Annotated in this window: 17 protein-coding genes; 9 read left to right on the top strand and 8 right to left on the bottom strand. The window is 43.4% G+C overall.

From position 1 onward, the window contains the following. The first annotated feature begins 172 nt into the window (after nucleotides 1-172). From VB836_RS11510 to VB836_RS11495, 4 genes are all read left to right on the top strand, one after another. Nucleotides 173-433, top strand: coding sequence for a hypothetical protein (locus tag VB836_RS11510; protein WP_323219461.1), 261 nt, complete (start codon nucleotides 173-175; stop codon nucleotides 431-433). 17 nt (nucleotides 434-450) lie between these two features. Continuing rightward, nucleotides 451-1,047, top strand: a complete 597-nt coding sequence (locus tag VB836_RS11505; protein ID WP_323219460.1) for a class II aldolase/adducin family protein — start codon at nucleotides 451-453, stop codon at nucleotides 1,045-1,047. Between the two features lie 611 nt (nucleotides 1,048-1,658). Beyond that, on the top strand, nucleotides 1,659-2,531 hold the full coding sequence (locus VB836_RS11500) for a sialate O-acetylesterase (protein WP_323219459.1): 873 nt from the start codon (nucleotides 1,659-1,661) through the stop codon (nucleotides 2,529-2,531). Between the two features lie 30 nt (nucleotides 2,532-2,561). Continuing rightward, the gene (locus tag VB836_RS11495) at nucleotides 2,562-3,383 is read left to right on the top strand and encodes a hypothetical protein (RefSeq protein WP_323219458.1); all 822 of its coding nucleotides are present in this window, start codon (nucleotides 2,562-2,564) and stop codon (nucleotides 3,381-3,383) included. Between the two features lie 9 nt (nucleotides 3,384-3,392). On the opposite strand, the gene VB836_RS11490 is transcribed toward VB836_RS11495, so the two are convergent. The 8 genes from VB836_RS11490 to groES form a co-directional block, all read right to left on the bottom strand. Then, nucleotides 3,393-4,136: a GUN4 domain-containing protein gene (locus VB836_RS11490; RefSeq protein WP_323219457.1), complete on the bottom strand. Its 744-nt coding sequence runs from the start codon at nucleotides 4,134-4,136 to the stop codon at nucleotides 3,393-3,395. Between the two features lie 296 nt (nucleotides 4,137-4,432). Beyond that, the gene (locus tag VB836_RS11485) at nucleotides 4,433-7,252 is read right to left on the bottom strand and encodes an alpha-L-rhamnosidase-related protein (protein WP_323219456.1); all 2,820 of its coding nucleotides are present in this window, start codon (nucleotides 7,250-7,252) and stop codon (nucleotides 4,433-4,435) included. A gap of 239 nt (nucleotides 7,253-7,491) precedes the next feature. Continuing rightward, entirely contained in the window at nucleotides 7,492-7,683 is a 192-nt protein-coding gene (locus VB836_RS11480; RefSeq protein WP_323219455.1) for a hypothetical protein, read from the bottom strand. Between the two features lie 9 nt (nucleotides 7,684-7,692). Further along, nucleotides 7,693-8,133: a GNAT family N-acetyltransferase gene (locus VB836_RS11475; RefSeq protein WP_323219454.1), complete on the bottom strand. Its 441-nt coding sequence runs from the start codon at nucleotides 8,131-8,133 to the stop codon at nucleotides 7,693-7,695. A 73-nt stretch (nucleotides 8,134-8,206) separates the two neighbouring features. Beyond that, nucleotides 8,207-9,040, bottom strand: coding sequence for a type I methionyl aminopeptidase (gene map, locus VB836_RS11470; protein WP_323219453.1), 834 nt, complete (start codon nucleotides 9,038-9,040; stop codon nucleotides 8,207-8,209). A 76-nt stretch (nucleotides 9,041-9,116) separates the two neighbouring features. After that, a complete protein-coding gene (locus tag VB836_RS11465; RefSeq protein ID WP_323219452.1) occupies nucleotides 9,117-9,593 on the bottom strand; it encodes a GNAT family N-acetyltransferase in 477 nt (158 codons plus the stop codon). Between the two features lie 105 nt (nucleotides 9,594-9,698). Continuing rightward, the gene (groL, locus tag VB836_RS11460) at nucleotides 9,699-11,333 is read right to left on the bottom strand and encodes a chaperonin GroEL (RefSeq protein WP_046281741.1); all 1,635 of its coding nucleotides are present in this window, start codon (nucleotides 11,331-11,333) and stop codon (nucleotides 9,699-9,701) included. A 91-nt stretch (nucleotides 11,334-11,424) separates the two neighbouring features. Next, nucleotides 11,425-11,736: a co-chaperone GroES gene (gene groES / locus VB836_RS11455; protein ID WP_046281742.1), complete on the bottom strand. Its 312-nt coding sequence runs from the start codon at nucleotides 11,734-11,736 to the stop codon at nucleotides 11,425-11,427. 604 nt (nucleotides 11,737-12,340) lie between these two features. On the opposite strand from groES, the gene iscB reads away from it, so the two are divergent. The 5 genes from iscB to VB836_RS11430 all read left to right on the top strand — a co-directional run bounded on the left by iscB (nucleotide 12,341) and on the right by VB836_RS11430 (nucleotide 18,553). After that, complete coding sequence (gene iscB / locus VB836_RS11450) at nucleotides 12,341-13,615, top strand: RNA-guided endonuclease IscB (RefSeq protein ID WP_323219451.1); 1,275 nt, start codon at nucleotides 12,341-12,343, stop codon at nucleotides 13,613-13,615. 90 nt (nucleotides 13,616-13,705) lie between these two features. Then, nucleotides 13,706-14,212: a (2Fe-2S) ferredoxin domain-containing protein gene (locus tag VB836_RS11445; protein ID WP_323219450.1), complete on the top strand. Its 507-nt coding sequence runs from the start codon at nucleotides 13,706-13,708 to the stop codon at nucleotides 14,210-14,212. Between the two features lie 818 nt (nucleotides 14,213-15,030). Next, the gene (locus VB836_RS11440) at nucleotides 15,031-15,678 is read left to right on the top strand and encodes a response regulator transcription factor (protein ID WP_046281744.1); all 648 of its coding nucleotides are present in this window, start codon (nucleotides 15,031-15,033) and stop codon (nucleotides 15,676-15,678) included. 642 nt (nucleotides 15,679-16,320) lie between these two features. Then, complete coding sequence (locus VB836_RS11435; protein ID WP_046281745.1) at nucleotides 16,321-16,842, top strand: LabA-like NYN domain-containing protein; 522 nt, start codon at nucleotides 16,321-16,323, stop codon at nucleotides 16,840-16,842. Between the two features lie 100 nt (nucleotides 16,843-16,942). Continuing rightward, a complete protein-coding gene (locus VB836_RS11430) occupies nucleotides 16,943-18,553 on the top strand; it encodes a 2-isopropylmalate synthase (protein WP_323219449.1) in 1,611 nt (536 codons plus the stop codon). The last annotated feature ends 139 nt before the right edge of the window (nucleotides 18,554-18,692 follow it).

The raw sequence follows: 18,692 nt of genomic DNA, 5'->3' as shown, positions 1-18,692 counted from the left end.
TGTAGGAGCGTATCGCCTCGTCAATTGCTTGATACTGGCTATCTTTACCTTTTGCTTTAAACTCAAAAACTATCAATTCGGACTACTTACCTTTTAATTTATACCGAACATGATAGCATAGATTTGTCTAACACAAGCACATCGAGCGGTTGTTTTTGACTTTGGGGAGTCCATGTATCCCCGCCCTCAAGAGCGGGGTTTTATTGCTCCCCAAACCCCACATCCGATAAATAACTTCTATGAACCCGCCCTTCCAGTCATTACCACCTCCTGTCCTCCCGACTTGGGGGCGGGTTTATATCGGTTGTCTGTGGGAAAACATAGATTAATTTGGAACCCGCCCCTACTGGGGTTTAGGGCGGGTTTATATCGGTTGTCTGTGGGAAAACATAGATTAATTTGGAACCCGCCCCTACATCACTGGTCACTGTAAACTATTTCCTAAAATTTATGGATGAAGGCGTTATCAAATATCACTGTCACTGGCTGAAAGATGAACCGATTAGCTGTGATGTTATTCAAGATTTAATGCAATGGCGCGATGATCTCTATGCTTTGGGTTTAATTGGCGTTTATGATAATGGGATTGGATTTGGTAATATTAGCATTCGGTTCAAAGATTCTCGAGAATTTATTGTTTCTGGGACTCAAACCGGACATTTACCAAAGCTTCAACCCGAACATTACACCCGAGTTTTTGCGTTTAATTTAACTGAAAATTCCCTCACGTGTCAAGGGCCGATTAAAGCCTCTTCAGAGTCTCTGACTCATGCCGCAATTTACAGTTTTAACTCTAAAATCAATGCGATTATTCATGTTCATCATCCCGAATTTTGGCGAACCTTATTATTTCAGGTTCCTACAACTCGCCCAGAAGTTCCCTATGGTACACCCCAAATGGCAGAGGAAATGTTTCGTTTATTTCAACAAGAAGATTTAACCCATCAAAAAATTCTCGTGATGGCTGGACATGAAGACGGAGTATTAACCTTTGGGGAAAGTTTAGCAGAAGCGGGGGAGGTCTTATTTCAGTATTGGAAACGGTGATCAATGATCTCACGATTTCTGCTAGAACCGGGCGCAAAAAAAGGGGTTGATTTCCCAGCCGATTTTTGGTATGATTGTAGGTAAGTTAAATAATGGGATTTTTTTAAAAATAAAATTTTAGGCAATATTTACATTATAAGATAATCATACCCGATTTTCGCCAAAATTGTCAACCCCCTAACCCCAAAAAAGGGCAAATTTCATAAGTTTTTTAAATAGCTTTTGTGAAAATAGTTTTAATCTTCAAAACTAAATCGAAAATTCTCAAATTTTTATTGAAAATAGTTCCTAAAAAGTTGACGACAGGATAGGGGTTCTGCTACTCTTAAGAAGAACTCACCCAAGGGCTACTAGTGTCTTGAAGCAAAAATAGCGGCTGAAACCCTGATTATTAGGTTAATTGTCAGCATTTCCGGACTAAGTTTTGGCAGGCGCGATGCACGAGTTTTTGAGAGAGCAGCAAGGGTTGCAAATCAGCCTCTTGACAAAATGCACAAAATAACAGGTAGGGTGGGTGAGAGGATTAAAGATTCTCATTTCTACTGTCAATTCAGGGGTGATCACCCAGCCTAGAAATTTTGGGGCGGGTTGATTAAAATGGTGGATCACAGATGTCGGTTTTGTTAGAAGCCACTCAACTAACAATGAAAAAAATTAGTATTATTTTTGCTTTTTTGGGACTAATTTTTTTATTTAGCCTAAATTTGGGGATTGAGTCAAATTCTCAAGCAACGCTACAATTACCCTCAATTATAGGCGATCGCATGGTACTTCAGCAACAAACCGATGTCAACCTTTGGGGATGGGATAAACCGGGTAATACTGTCACCGTAAAATTTAGAGGTCAGGAAGTACAAACCCCGGTTGAAGTAGACGGGAAATGGCAAGTGAAAATTCCCAGTGGCGAGGCGGGGGGGCCGTTTAATTTAACCGTTGAAGGTTCCGAAGAAGTCACCTTAAAAGATGTGTTAGTTGGGGAAGTTTGGGTTGCAGGCGGACAAAGTAATATGTGGTGGTTTGTCAGTCGCAGTGATAATTCTAAACAAGAAATTTCTCAAGCCAATTTTCCGAATATTCGGGTTTGGGATGGGAATTCTTCACCCAAAGAAAATGGCTGGCCTGCGGATATACCTCAAAAAACCGTTCCGGCAAAGTGGGAATTAACAACCCCAAAAACCGTTCAAGGTTTCCCTGCAACGGCTTATTTTTTTGCCAAAGAACTGCATCAAAAGTTAAACGTTCCGATAGGAATTGTACATCTGGCGGTTCCCAACCGAGAAATTGAAACGTTTTTATCTCAACCGTTACTCGCGGCAAATTTTCCCGAAACTCTAGCCTTTTGGCAGCTACAAAAAGATGCTCAAACCAGACCCGCCCAGTTATTTAACGGTATGGTTTATCCGGCTATTTCCTATACACCCAGAGGGTTTATTTGGTGGCAGGGAGAAGCCAATGCAAAAGAGGCGATGCAGTATAGAACTTGATTTCCGAGTTTAATTCAAGAATGGCGAAGCTTGTCGGGAAATGATAACGCTCCTTTTTTATTTGTTGAACTTGCTAATTTTCTGGAAAAACAAACCTATCCCTCCGAAGATGATCCCTGGCCGAGATTGCGAGAAGCCCAAAAAGAGGCGTTAAAGTTGCCGAATACGGCGATGGTTTCTACTATTGATATTTTAGATGAAAATGATGATTTGAGCAATATTCATCCCCCCAATAAACAGTTAGCCGGAAAGCGGTTATTTTTGGCGGCGATGGCGAAGGTTTACGGCGAGAAAGATTTAGTTTGGAGGGGGCCTAGTTATCGGTCGGTTGAATTTAAAGAAAATCAAGCCACTGTCACCTTTGATTCTGCGGGAAAAGGATTAAAAATTAAGGGAGATAAGTTAAAAGGATTTGCTGTGGCGGGAAGCAACCACCGTTTTTTTTGGGCGGATGGAAAGATAGAAGGAAATCGGGTAATTTTAACCAGTGAAGCCGTTAAACAACCGGTAGCGGTTCGTTATGGTTGGGCAAATAATCCCGTTGGAAACCTTTACAACGAAGCCGATCTTCCGGCGTTTCCCTTTCGTACAGATAACTGGCTGTTAAACTGGGATAAATCCCGCTTTGAAGCCATGAGTTTATTGGAGTTGGCGGCTTACATTCAAAGGAATATTCAACCCAGTCAACCCGAAATCAAATCGGTTTGGGACGAAGCTTATCAGGGGATAAAAACCAATAATAAACTCTTGGCGGTTCAACGACTGCAAACCTTAATCAATCAAGAATTAGAAGATGAAAAGTTGGCGATCGCCTTACAGCTTCTCTTAGAAAAACTCGAATTTCCGTCTTAATTCTAAAAATCAGTCAAAATTCCAAAATCTTTTCATCCATGAATTCTTCTCGGGAGGAATAAAACATTCTCGAGAGAGGAGTGAAAATCTCAGACCTGTCCGAATTCCCCAGCACATTATCGGTTTTTGTCCAAAGCTACAAAATCTAGCTGCGATGGGAAGATGACCTTTGGGAGCCTCTTCAAGATTGTTCCAAGCTAATTCCGAATACTTGAGCCATTTTTCATCTTTCAACCATCCAACATCGGTAGCAAATTGTTTGTGTCCGGTTGTCCAATCTTTAAATTTAAGTTCTTCTTCATTATACCCTTCTAAACTCTCATTATATTTCAAAAAGACTTGCCTTTGAACCGTAAAACCAAAGCGTTTTTTGCTATATTTTAACCAAAGCTTGTCAATTTTATTGAACTCTTTACAAGGAATCTGCTGCTGTAATTCAATATCAAACCAACCCTGTTCAGTCCGATTAAGAATATGCAGTAATATTTCCCCAGTAATCAGATCGGCAATTTTCCAGTTTTCTCTTTTTAACCAATATTCTAAATCTTTATAAAGTTTATTAACTGTATCCTCATCGTAGACTAATTCATCATCGATTTCCTGATGCTGAGATTCTGTTGCTGAAAGGTTATTCTGAGAATCCTTTGACTGTTTTATCCGGTTAACTCTATTCAAGTCAGCATACAATAATGTCAGACATAGAGACAGAGTAACAACTCCACTAATTAAAGATATATTCAATAGTTTTGACATAACAAAAACTTAAACTTGACCAACCATTGTCAACTTTACTTGATATCTGATTAAACAATCGAAGCAGTATGTTTAAATTAAAAAGTAGATACACCGTAACTCTAAGGGATTTTTCACAATATACATTTTATGAATCATTTTAACACGATCAAGTCACGTTTCCTCAAAACCCGATAACATTGGCTTTGATTCCCGATTTTTATAAACCAATTATACCTGTATCGAGAATAAAAGCAACCAATCTTAGGGTTGATAATGGAACTGATTTGACATCAATTGCAATGTATTAGAAAGTATCAACGAACCCGATATGTTACCCCCTTTGGAACTTTGATAAAGTCAAAGACTCGTTTACCATTCTCGGTGTGCCACTTGACTTCTATTAAACCTCTGGGGTGAGGAAAAGCTCCTTCCACAGCATCAATACAATCCGTCTGAACAATCAGATCAACTTGATTCAAATTAGGCGCATCTGGGAAGTGAACACCGAGAACATTTTTGGATAGATAATAGGTTGGACTGGCAGACCAGCCATGACAAAAACTAACCCGAGGGGTTTTGATATCAAAGTGTTCAATTGTGGTAGTCAAACCTTGAACTCTAGTCCAACCCCAGCAGGTTTTCATCAGGTTTTCCGCAATATTAGTCAAGCCCATTTTGTACAACGCATCAAAGGCATAAAAAGCGTAACTGGTTCCCACTAAAGTCCCATCATCCGGGTTAAATCCATTGATAAAATTATTCCTCAGTACCCGACTCAAATACTGTTTAACACCTTCCATTTGTTGGGGAGAAGCAATTCCCGCTCGGGCAACCGCTAGATTCGCTTGAACAGAAGAAGTTGTCTTGTTTAAGTTATCAACAAAAACCTCTCTTTGCCCGTCCCAAAATTTTGTGGTAATCGCAGCAGATAGCCGTTTAATTCTTTGCAGGAGGCGGCGATAATCCTCAGTTTCTCCTATCACCTGAGCCAGTTTAGCAGCAGCCTGGAGAGCAATTAAATATGTTGTGGAAAAATAGCAATGAATTCCTGTAACATCAAAGTGAAATTCGGGAGTAAAACGGTCCCCATAAAAGCCCCTCTTTATTCCGTTTATCCCCGGCCTTTTGTGCCATTCCGCATCCAGTAAACCATCTTCCCTTTCGTCAGACAGTTGATTGAACCACTCCAAATTAATCAAAATAGCATCCCAATCTTCTTGAATTCGGTTGACATCCCCCGAGTGCTGATAGTAAATCCAATATCCTTCAAGAAGTTCGAGAGAAAAATCGGCGATTGTATAGAACCCGGTATTCGGATAAACGGCTCGAAATTTTCCAGTCTCATCAGCAGATTGCCCGTACAGTTGTAGACAACGCTGCATCAGTTTCTGATCTCCAAAAGTTGCCAGATTAACACAGTATTGAATAATCGTATCCCTAATATACATTCCCCGCTCTCGAACAACAGTATCAACATAAACATCTTCCATATTGGTGATCACCGTGCGTTGTCCCATTGCCCAAATCTCATTGAGAAGCGGGTCTGATGAGTTGAAATATCCCTTAACTTCAACCGGATAATCAGCCGCTCTTAGTTGCAAACTGCTGATTTTGACATCTTTTTGAGGGTTCCTAATCGTTAATTTTAGGTATCGCATACCTCGGGGTTGAATGGGTCTCCAGTTCAGTTCATCCTCATGACAAAAAATGCGATCGCCTAAGGGAAAATTAAACACACTGAGAAAATGACTTTCGTCTGGGGCAAGTCTTTCACTGTAGACTAGATCAACCTTTGCATCGGCTACACCACTCATCTTAATCTGAGGAAAAAGTAATCTCGTTTGCCCCAGATCAAAAAGAATAGAAAAACCATAAGTATATTGATCCTGTTTAAATTCATAACCGATCAAATCCGCTAAAGTCTCGAATTTAACCTTCTCATCTTCGTAGTCATCCCAAGCTTCTTCTAGACAGGGATTGTAAGCCGTATCTGTGCGTTTAACTTTGATCCACCCGCCCACTTGCTGTAAATCATCATCGGGGAGATAAGGAAAGGACTTGTCTTTTAAAAATTGATTAAACTCATTGAGAGTTAACACTTTGAGATGTCGAAATGAGTATGAAGACTTCTGACGCTTCTCAGCCGAAAAAATCACACCCGAGTTTTTTGGGAGTGCAAAGTATTGATGGAGACAGTCATAGTAAGCTGTTACATGACCAAATAAATAATTCCAACCCGCGTTTAGAAGCCAGATTTCTCTGATTCGCAGTCTTTTCAGGCTGGAGTCAACTTGTCCGGTGATTTTCTCGCCGTTTAACCATTTTTCTGACCAAAATGTAGCCACAGGTAGAGCTTGTTTAATTGGGGAGTACACCCAGCTAGAAAAAATAATTTTGTCGGAGTAATCCGCCGAGTTATCTTCAAATCTATGGGGAATTGGAACGGTGAAAGAAACCCGATCTTCGGGAGAAGCTAAGGGAAGAACTTTAAAAATATCTTGAACTGAGATTTCTTGATTTAACATAAAAGGAATACTCCTGGGGAGGAGTTGACCGTGCGCCGATTGTTGGTCAAGTTCGATAGCATTGTTCCAGTCGCGATCGTCATATTCAACTGTTGTCCAATCACCAACAGAGTAATGTTGCTCGAAAATCATCTGACTGTTTAATGCAAAGCTGAGTTTTTGGCAGTACCGTTCCATATTTGCACTATCAGGCTTGACTTTCCACGAATCCTGACTGGTGTGAAGCGAGATCTTCTCGTTTTGGTCGCTCAGAATATTTCCCCAAGCAATCATCCCGGCTTGGCGGGGAATTGACTTGTATGTTTTCATGCCAAAATAGTTGACATGAACTGCAATCACGTTTGTCCCGGGCTTTAATCGATTTTTGATATCGTGGGTGTCAAAAAGTGGAAATCGCGGATCAAAACGAACCGGACCAAATTCGACAAATTCACCATTAATAAAAAGTTGATAGACGGTATCCGCAAAAATATTGAGCAGGGCAGTTTGGGGAACACCTGCAATTTGAATTTTTTTGCGAAATAATGCAAATCTATTCCGGCCAAGGCCTGGTTGATCGAACCAAATATATTGGGCTGAATGAGACTCTCTAGATAGCTCGGGTTGCATTGGATGTGCAATCCTTGAACTTGTTAAGAATGAAGCGGCTACAGCACCAGTCGTTATCGATGAGGATAATTGAATGAATTTGCGTCTATCCATAAGTTGATGAATTTGGAAGTCTCCCCTACTTCTAATAATGATCGGCTAATTGTCATTTATTTTTAGAGTTGGGAGTTTAGAGCGGATTTAATAACTGGAGTTTAGACTAACTCAGCTTTTGGGGTTTGTTCCCAAGGACACCCAGATTAGAGAATTAGGAGAAAAATTTGTTTTTCAAAAGTACCGGGATTTGTATTGTTTCCCGAGGCAGAAACATAATAAATTTGTTTCTCTGTCGCCGTTGAAGCCGGGGCAACTTTGGCCAGACTAAACCCTATTAACGTTCCCACAGCTTGAATAAATCGGCGTCGAGTAGCGGAAGACAGACGTTGATTCATTTTGAGAGATTAGACTGACATTTTTTTAATCATTTTAACATGAGAAATTCCCGCTTCGTCAAAGGGTTCTCCTACTTGCTGAAATCCCAGATTATGATATAATTTTTTAATATACTCTTGAGCATGAACCACCGTTTCTTCAACTTTTTTTGATGCAATTACGTCTAATGCAGCTTCCATTAATTTTCGGCCAATTCCTCCCCCTCTCGCTGTCGAAAGCACAGTCAACCGTTCAATTTTAGCCGTTTGAGGAGATAAATACCGAATTCTAGCCGTTCCTACGGGTTGAGAGTTGAAGTAAGCGAGTAAATGTTGGGCGGTGTCATCTTTCCCATCAAATTCAAGTGTTGGTTCAACGCCTTGTTCAACGGTAAAAACTTGATGTCGGATGGCTCTAATTTCATTCACCGCCTCTGAATAATCAACAATTTTTATCTCTAAATCGATCATTTTTCCCGGTTTATTTTAGACATCTCTCCCCAATATTTCTAAAAGGGAGAGAATCTTATTTTAAGGTTGAGTCTTAAACTTTAGACCGATCTGTGAGAATTTCATAACCCGTTTCTGTGACTAATACCGTATGTTCAAATTGAGCCGAAAGTGAATGATCAACAGTAACGGCTGTCCATTTATCCGACAAAATCCGAGTAAATCGAGAACCTGCATTTAAAATCGGTTCAATCGCTAAAGTCATCCCAGCTTTTAATTTAACATTGGGTAAATCGTAGGTACGAACATTAAAAACACAAGGTTCTTCGTGTAAATTCTCTCCGACACCATGACCTGTAAATTCTTCAACAACGCGAAAACCATTGGCTGAGGCGTAATCTTGAATCGCTGCCGCAATATCGAGTAAATAAGCACCTGCTTTCACTTGTTCAATACCTTTATAAAGCGTTTCTTCAGCCACTCGAATTAATTTTGCTGCTTCCGGTGCCACTTCAACGACAGGAATCGTAATGCAAGAATCTCCATGAAACCCTTGATAATAAGCTCCCGTATCAACTTTTAAAACATCTCCCGCTCGAATCACTTTCCGACGACTGGGAATGCCATGCACCACTTCATTATTAATGCTAGAACAAATCGAAGCGGGAAAACCATAATACCCTTTAAAACTGGGAGTGGCTCCCATTTCCCGAATGCGTTTTTCGGCATAAGCATCTAAATCAGCCGTTGTCATTCCGGGCTGTACCATTGCAGCAATTTCTTTGAGAATAGTTGCTACAATTTTGCTAGCTTGTCGCATGATTTCAATTTCTTGGGGCGACTTGATATGAATTCCCCGAGGTTTCTTTTGAATTCTAGGCGGTTGAACAGAAGTTGCTTTAGCAAGCAGGTTACTCAATATTTTCATTGTTGATTTAGGATAAATTGCTTAGATGTGAGGTTATTAGAAATAGCGATTGTCTTTATCTACATTACCCCAAAAGCTAAACTTCGGGTACAACTTTTAGGCTGAAACTCCAACCATGTTGTTGAAAACCGAGGGATTCATAAAAAGCATGGGCGCGATCGCGATGAAGATTAGAGGAAAGAGTCACTTTATAGCATCCGGCTTCTGCACTCAGTTTCAGGGCGGTGCGAATCATGGCTTTACCGATACCTTGACTGCGATAAACTGAATCTACACTCACCGCATCTAAGACTGCAAATTGATGAAATCCCCGGTGCATCATCGTCGGAACATATAACAAACTAAATGTTCCCACCGCTTTTTCTTCTAACCAGACTAGATAAATTTTATAGTTGGGGATTTGATTAATTTTATTAAAAAGTTCTTCGATTTGATCATCAGAAAGTAAAGGCAAATCATCCATTTGGGAATAAAGATGATTCAAAAGACTTAAATCTTCCTGTCTCGCTATGGTAATTTTGAGTTGAAACTGTTCAGATTGATTTGAAACCATGTAGTGCTATATTAGCCAATAAACAAAACAATAAAAGGTAGGTTAAACACCTACCCTTTAAATCTTAGACAACTCCAAGAGTTGTTGGATAATTCCGATTAGAAATTAGTAGTCGAAATCGCCGCCGCCCATACCAGCACCAGCAGGTGCATTATCCTTCGGTTCAGGCTTGTCAGCAACAATACACTCAGTTGTCAAGACCATACCGGCGATAGAAGCTGCATTTTGCAGAGCCGAACGAGTCACCTTAGCGGGGTCAACGATACCTGCATCAAACATATCAACGAACTCGTTTGTTGCCGCATTGTAACCCACGTTAAAGTCTTTTTCTTTAACTCGTTCTGCGATCACAGCACCGTTCTCACCTGCGTTTTCAGCAATCCGCTTCAGGGGAGCAGCCAACGCCCGAGAAACAATTAAAGCACCTGTTAAAGCTTCACCGGATAAGCTAGCCTTCGCCCATTGTTCGACTTGAGGAGACAGGTGAGCCAGAGTTGTACCACCACCGGGAACAATACCTTCTTCAACTGCGGCTTTGGTGGCGTTGATCGCATCTTCTAAACGCAATTTGCGATCTTTCATTTCAGTTTCAGTCGCCGCACCAACTTTGATTACAGCAACCCCACCTGCCAATTTAGCCAAGCGTTCTTGCAGTTTTTCTTTATCGTAGGAAGACTCAGTTTCTTCCATTTGACGACGCAGTTGTTCACAACGAGCCTTCACCGAGGACTCATTTCCTTCTGCAACGATGGTTGTGTTGTCTTTGGTGATGGTGATGCGGCGAGCTTTACCGAGCATATCGAGCTTGGCATTTTCCAGCTTCAGACCTGCATCTTCGGTGATCACTTGACCCCCTGTGAGAACAGCGATATCTTCGAGCATCGCTTTACGGCGATCGCCAAAGCCAGGAGCCTTAACAGCAGCAACATTCAGCACACCGCGCAAACGGTTAACCACCAAAGTTGCTAACGCTTCTTTCTCGATATCTTCCGCTAAAATCAGCAGAGGACGACCGGAACGAGCCACTTGTTCGAGAACCGGAACCAAGTCTTGAACCAGAGCAATTTTCTTGTCGGTTAACAAGATAAACGGCTCATCGAGAACAGCTTCCATCCGCTCAGTATCGGTAGCGAAGTAAGGCGAGATGTAGCCTTTATCGAAGCGCATCCCTTCGGTGATTTCCAGTTCGGTGGTCATGGACTTACCTTCTTCAAGGGAAATCACACCTTCTTTACCCACCTTATCCATCGCGGAAGCGATCATTTGACCGACTTCTTCATCGTTTCCAGCCGAGATCGTACCGACTTGAGCAATAGACTTAGAATCTTCTACAGAACGAGCGTGTTCCGCGATCTTCTCTACGAGAAAAGCAGTGGCTTTGTCAATACCGCGCTTGAGTTCAATGGGGTTAGCACCGGCTGCAACGTTGCGTAGGCCTTCTTTGACCATCGCGTGAGCCAGAACGGTGGCTGTGGTGGTACCGTCGCCTGCGGCATCGTTGGTCTTAGAAGCGGCTTGACGAATCAAGGCGACACCCGTATTCTCAATGTTGTCTTCTAATTCGATTTCTTTGGCAATGGTGACGCCATCATTAACGATTTGGGGCGCACCAAATTTCTTTTCGAGAACGACGTTCCGACCTTTCGGGCCAAGAGTGACAGCAACGGCTTCAGCCAAGATGTCCATGCCTCGTTCTAGAGCGCGACGAGCATTTTCGTTGTAAATTATACGTTTAGCCATAGTGGTGTTGTGTTTGTTTGTTTAAGTTGTGGAGTGGAATTGCAGAGTATGAAGAAAAATCTGCTGTTGGGTCAAGATGAATACTAGAGAACTAGCTGACAATTGCCAAAATGTCTTTTTCTGCTAACAGCACGTACTCATCGCCACCGAGCTTAATATCGGTTCCGGCATACTTAGAGTAGAGAACTTTGTCTCCGATTTGGACTTCCATTTCTGCGCGAGAACCATCATCGTTGCGCTTTCCGGGGCCAACTGCAACGATTTCTCCGACTTGGGGCTTTTCTTTAGCCGTATCGGGAAGTAGAATCCCCCCTGCGGTTTTCTCTTCAGACTCGCTTACTTTAACAAAAACGCGCTCACCTAATGGTTTAACGGTGGATACATTTAGGGCTACAGCAGCCATATACTAATCTCCTTTGATGGGCTTACAAAAAAACAATTGAGCGGACATACAACCTGTGCGACGGAAGGATGTCTATTTGTCGCCCTTCCTTTCGAGAAATGAAGAGTTAGCACTCTTTCTTCCTGAGTGCTAATTTAGCGAACTGACAAATCCTATGGCAACGGAGAAATCAGTACGGGTTCCCGAACTTTTGCAGGGGGGCTACCAGGTTTTGTTAACATGAGGAATGTTTCAAAGCCTCCCAAAGCCTATATTCTTGGGAAATCTGACTCAGACCCAACGACCTCTACACCGCTTGTTGTGAGAGTGTCAGGGATATCCCTCACCGGAAACTGACTGACCGTCAACAACCCCACTCCACTTGCGGGATGGGGCTTGTAAAAGCCCTGAACCCAGAGTGAGTTGAGTTGACCAGCCTCAGACGCGACGAGCGTCTACGTTCAGAGCAAGAGTTAAAGTTCTTACCTTGGGATGCGTCGCTAGTCCCAAGCCCTAAAACCAGATGGTTAAACAGTTCTAGAGGGTTAAGACCGTGCTATCTGGAAAGTACCGACTCTGAACATTGGCAAAGCGAACATTACACGAAAGTAGAAGAGACGCAACCATGTCTAACCTCGTTTTCGTTCTAGATACAAATCGCAAACCGCTCACTCCTTGCACTCCGGGTATGGCACGGTCATTGCTCAAAGCCAAGAAGGCTCGTGTGTTTCGGATGTATCCCTTCACCATCATTCTACCCAAGGAGGTACAAGCCACCCCACAGCCATTAACCCTCAAACTTGACCCCGGCTCTAAAGTCACAGGCATTGCCCTACTCAAAGGGACTGCACTGCTCTGGATCGCAGAATTAACCCACCGAGGACAGCAAATCAAGGAGGCACTGCTCTCTCGCCGCCAACTGCGGCGTAGTAGACGCAACCGCAAAACCCGTTATCGTCAACCTCGGTTTCTCAATCGCACTCGCCCTGAAGGTTGGTTAGCACCCAGCTTGCAGCATCGAGTGGATACAACCCTAACTTGGGTCAGACGATTGAGCCAACTTGCTCCCATTGGCAGCATTGTGCAGGAGCTAGTCAAGTTCGACTTGCACTTAATGCAGAATGCTCATATCAGTGGAGTGGAGTACCAACAGGGCCAACTGCAAGGCTATGAGGTCAGGGAGTATGTGCTAGAAAAGTTCAATCGTCAATGTGTCTACTGTGGTGCAAAGGATGTACCCCTGGAAATCGAACACGTTGAGCCGCGTTCTCGTGGTGGCTCAAATCGCGTCTCCAACCTGGCTCTGGCTTGCCACCCGTGCAATCAAGCGAAAGGCAATCAGGATGTCAAAGACTTCCTATCTGGCAAAGCCGACTTGCTCAAGCGGGTCTTGAGTCAACTGAAAGCACCCCTCAAGGATGCAACAGCAGTGAACGCGACGCGATGGGCATTGTTCAACGCACTCAAAGCAAGGGGATTACCGGTCAGTACAGCCAGTGGCAGCCAAACCAAGTTCAATCGAACTCGATTAGAGTTGCCCAAGACCCATTACTTTGATGCGGCCTGCGTGGGCAAAACGGAAGAGCTAATGGTGCTGAGTGGGCAACCCTTGCTGATCAAAGCGACGGGACATGGCACTCGTCAGATGTGTCGCACGGACAAGTTTGGCTTTCCTTGTCGCTATGTACCTCGATTCAAGTTCGTTCAAGGCTTTCAGACTGGCGATATTGTCAAGGCAGTGGTCACGACGGGCAAAAAGGTGGGAACCTATTTGGGTCGTGTTGCCATTCGCTCCAGTGGTAGCTTCAATCTGACCACTGCGACGGGTTTAGTGCAAGGCATCAGCTACAAATACTGCAAACCTCTACAGAAAAAGGATGGCTACGCTTATGGCTATTGAACTGGCAATTTCGGGGGTATTGAACCCCACTCAATTGCCGCTCAAGACCCTCCCCACCCACAAGGGGATGGGGTTTCTCGGAGGAAGATTATGAAAAATTCCTTTACCTCGAAATCTCTATCCTCAAATCCCCCAAATAGTCAGACTCAACTTTCATCTAACTCCATCGCTAGGGCGGTCAAAACTTTAGGACTTGAGCAAATTAGCCGTCATATTTTCATTTGTGCCGATCAGACCTTACCAAAGTGTTGCTCAAAATCGGCTAGTCTGGAAGCCTGGGAATACCTCAAAAAACGTTTAAAAGAATTAAAACTCGACCAACCCACACCGGAACGTCCAAGCTTTATTTTTCGCACGAAAGCCAACTGTTTGAGGGTTTGCTGTGATGGGCCTATCTTAGTGGTTTATCCCGAGGGTGTTTGGTATCGCGCCGTGACTCCACCTGTGATTGAGCGAATTATCCAAGAACATTTAATCGGTTCACAGGTCGTGGAAGACTATGCGTTTCTGACTCATCCCTTAAGCGATCCCCAAATGATTCAATCTTCAGAAGGCTGCAATCAAGATGAGAGTGCAACTCCGAGTCAATTGGAATAAGCGTGTCTTGACACTCCTCTGCCTAAAGGCAAGAGGATTCTTGGTTCAACGAATTCACTTAACACACACAGGTTGCCCTGTCTATGCCAGAGATGATTTTCTCCCCTAGCGTTTTGCTCCATTACAGAAGCCTGTTTGGGTATGCCCTACCCTACAGTTCAAAACCTCAAAATGTCGGTTTCTCTGTACTTGTTGCTTGTACGCGCAGCGTTGCCGCAGGCTAGTTTTTACCCGATGCACGCTTTCCTACACTGCAACCCCATAACTTCAGTTTTCAAGGTGCATTGCCTTTCGGCGACTGGGTTTTTAATGTGGTTGATTACCCTTGCCACATCTTAATCCTATCAAAAAGTCGCCCTAGAAGGGCGAGGCGCCTACCCCAATTTTTTGGTAAAACAGGTGAATATTCTAACAAAAATTGTAACGTTGTTTCGGAATCTACGAAGATTACCGATCACTGCGATTACCGAAAACGAGCGGAAAGCCCTGTCCTTTGAGAACGGGGATGGGTAGTGAATCCGTTAAATCCTTTTCTTATCTGTTTCTTTGATGAAACGCGAGGGCGTGACTTCCAGCTCTGTTAATCAAGAGAAATCCGAGTTAATAAGTGGTGTCGTAGAACCTTCAATTAACATAAGTTAAGAATCCTCTTCGTTTACGCAGAGGAGTATGTCAACATTGTGATAATAAACTTAATCGCTCAAAGCTAAATCGCTTTTGATCAGACCGTTGGACGGTGGTGAAGCCCGCTCCGCTTTCCAACAGACAATCGTAATTGTGAATGTGTTGCGGGATTTCCCAAGGGAAAAATTTTCAAGATGACGGACATCAAAGTTGGAGAGCAAAGACGATTAATGCTGGTGGATGATGACCCGAACCTTGTCCTACTGGTCAGGGACTATTTAGAGTTTCGGGGATATGAAGTCGCCACGGCGGAAAATGGAGTTAGAGCGCTTGAACTACTCAACGTGGAACTACCCGACCTGATTATCTGCGATATTATGATGCCTGAAATGGATGGCTACACCCTGGTTAAGCATATTCGCGAAGATCCACGTACAGGCTGGATACCGGTTTTGTTTTTGTCAGCCAAGGGTCAAAGTCCAGATAAGGTCAAAGGTCTGAATATCGGAGCCGATGTTTACATTGTTAAACCTTTTGAACCCGAAGAATTAGTCGCTCAAGTCGAGTCTTCCCTCAGACAAGCTTCGCGTCTGATCAAGATAAACAGTCGTCAGGGTGATGGACAGCCCAGTGTTCAAGCCCGTCCCGGTGTGGAGTTGACCCCGACTGAGGTGCGAGTTATACAACTGGTTGCAAAAGGGCTGGCCAATCGCGATATCGCTAAAGCCATGAAGGTTAGTCAGCGCACGATAGAAAGTCATGTTAGCAATATGTTGAACAAAACAGGACTTCACAATCGCACGGAGTTGGCGCGTTGGGCGGCAGAAAGTAGGAAATTTTAGCTCCCAGTTGGTCTTGGACTTGATTGACTCACCTGAGCGCTCTTCGCTGTATACTAGAGGAAAGTCATATTGTACTCATTATTTTTATAAAGAAAATCAAGTGTGCTAGAGGCTCTCCTGCAATGGTGAGTCAATAGTGGAGTTGATAGGAGAAAAAGTAGCCTATATCGTTGTGAGACTCCCTGAACTGGAGAGCGAACAACTCTATTAAGTTAGGTAAATATGAGTAAGCGACTTGCGGATGACAATCAGATTTGAAGTCTCTGTGGAGACCTCTGTTTGCATGAGTGAGGTTGTTGTGTTGATTCAGACAACCTCGGTGTCAAGTTGATTAGCAAACAATAGAGCTTTTTTCAAGTCTCTCAAGTCATAAACCGCGCTCAAAGACTGATTGATCAACGTTACTCAGTCGCTCACTTGTTACAAAGATTACCGACGATCAATGCTCTGTTTCTCGGCAAGCAAATTGACTGAAATCTAATGTTGGGGAGGATTGATAAACCTTTAGTCTGGACTGAAACCGATTAGGGATCGAAGCAGATAGCTAGCTGAACCGACCTAAACGCTTTGTGACAATCCAGATGTTAAGATAAGATAATTAGCTTAAATTCTTTTCTACAAATATCTAGGTCTAAACTTTCTATGCTTAACTCAAAAAACCGTCTTTCTATATTTGTTGACGGTAACAATATGTTCTACGCACAGCAAAAAAATGGCTGGTTTTTTGATCCCCGGCGAGTCTTGAGCTATTTCAAACATGAACAGTCCGATGTCATTCTGGTGAACGCCTTCTGGTATACTGGCCTGAAAGACCCACAAGATCAACGAGGATTCAGAGATGCTTTGATTAGTTTAGGTTATACCGTGCGGACAAAAATCCTCAAAGAATACTACGATGATAGCTCAGGTCGATACTCTCAAAAAGCCAACTTAGACATTGAAATTGTCGTTGATATGTTCAACACAGTCGAACAGTATGATCGGGTCGTTTTATTTAGCGGAGATGGCGATTTTGAACGCGCTATCGAACTCCTACGCTCAAAAAATACTCATATTACGGTAGTCTCAACGGAAGGAATGATCGCCCGGGAACTGCGAAATGCTACGGATCGATACATCGACCTCAATGATATTCGAGATCAAATAGAAAAAGTAGACTATTAACAAGAGTGCGTCAAAAACTCGACGGCAAACAAAAATATCACCCTGTCGTTTGGCTTCGTTATCGTTTAATTGTTCACTTAGAGTTGGAGGTTCCAAATCCATGAAAATTCAACCCAATCCTGACCGTATTATTATTTTTGATACCACCCTGCGAGATGGCGAACAATGTCCAGGCGCTACCCTAAATGTAGACGAAAAACTGATTATTGCTCGACAATTGGCACGTTTAGGAGTAGACGTGATTGAAGCGGGGTTCGCCTTCGCCAGTCAGGGGGATTTTGAAGCCGTTCATCGCATCGCTGAAACCGTTGGGACTGAAGACGGACCAGTAATTTGTAGTTTAGCCCGGGCTGTGCGTTCCGATATTGAAACCGCCGCCCGCGCCCTAGCACCTGCCGCTCACAAGCGCATTCATACCTTTTTGGCGACTTCCGACATTCACCTGCAATATAAGCTGAGAAAGACGCGGGAAGAGGTCTTAGAGATCGTTCCTGAAATGGTCGCCTATGCTAAATCTTTTGTGGAGGATGTCGAATTTTCCCCGGAAGATGCTGGACGATCTGATCCGGAATTTCTCTATCAAGTCCTCGAACGAGCGATCGCCGCAGGGGCAACAACGGTTAATATTCCCGATACAGTCGGTTATACCACACCGAGCGAATTTGGGGCTTTAATTCGCGGCATTAAAGAAAATGTTCCGAATATCGATCAGGCGATTATTTCGGTTCACGGACACAATGATTTAGGCTTGGCGGTGGCGAACTTTTTAGAAGCGGTGAAAAATGGCGCTCGTCAACTCGAATGTACGATTAATGGGATTGGGGAACGAGCCGGAAATGCCGCTTTAGAAGAATTAGTCATGGGGCTTCATGTGCGCCGACAATATTATAATCCGTTCTTCGGTCGTCCGGCAGAATCAGAAGTTCCCTTGACTCAGATTAATACCCAGGAAATCTACAAAACCTCTCGTTTGGTTTCCAATTTAACGGGAATGTTGGTACAACCGAATAAAGCCATTGTTGGGGCGAATGCTTTTGCTCACGAGTCAGGAATTCACCAAGATGGTATTCTCAAAAATAAGCTGACTTATGAGATTATGGATGCTCAGTCGATTGGATTAAATAATAATCTGATTGTATTGGGTAAACATTCCGGCCGTCACGCTTTCCAAAATCGTTTGAAAGAATTGGGTTTTGAATTGTCAGATTCGGAGATTAATAAAGCCTTTATCAAGTTCAAAGATTTAGCCGACAAAAAGAAAGAAATCACCGACTGGGATTTAGAATCGATTGCCAATAACGAAATTCACCAAGCCCCGGAATTGTTCCGCTTAGAATTGGTTCAAGTCTCCTGTGGCGATCGCGCCCGTCCGACGGCGACGGTGATGTTAAGAACCCCAACGGGAGAAGAATTGATGGATGCAGCGATTGGGACTGGGCCTGTCGATGCGGTGTATAAAGCGATTAACCGGGTTGTAAATATTCCCAATGAGTTAATCGAGTTTTCGGTACAGTCTGTTACCGCCGGAATAGATGCGATCGGAGAAGTGACGATTCGTTTACGTTCAGAAGGTCGGGTGTTTTCCGGTCATGCGGCGAATACTGATATTATTGTTGCTTCTGCCCAAGCTTATGTTAATGCGCTGAACCGCCTCTATGCGGCTCTACAACCGTTGAATACGACGGGCGACCTGAAAACCATCATGGCGTAGTAACGAGAGGTAGGGGCGGGTTCACAGAGGTTGACTGACACCCAAAAACAACATTGATCAACCCGCCCCGACACTGGTGAGATGTGAGGGGGTTGGGCGGGTTTATATAGGTTATTGATTGGAGACATAGATTTTTGTG

It is taken from the genome of Limnoraphis robusta BA-68 BA1, assembly GCF_034932365.1.
In the GTDB taxonomy this organism is placed as follows: Bacteria; Cyanobacteriota; Cyanobacteriia; order Cyanobacteriales; family Microcoleaceae; genus Capilliphycus; species Capilliphycus robustus.
This window is presented reverse-complemented; position numbering and strand designations above follow the sequence as displayed.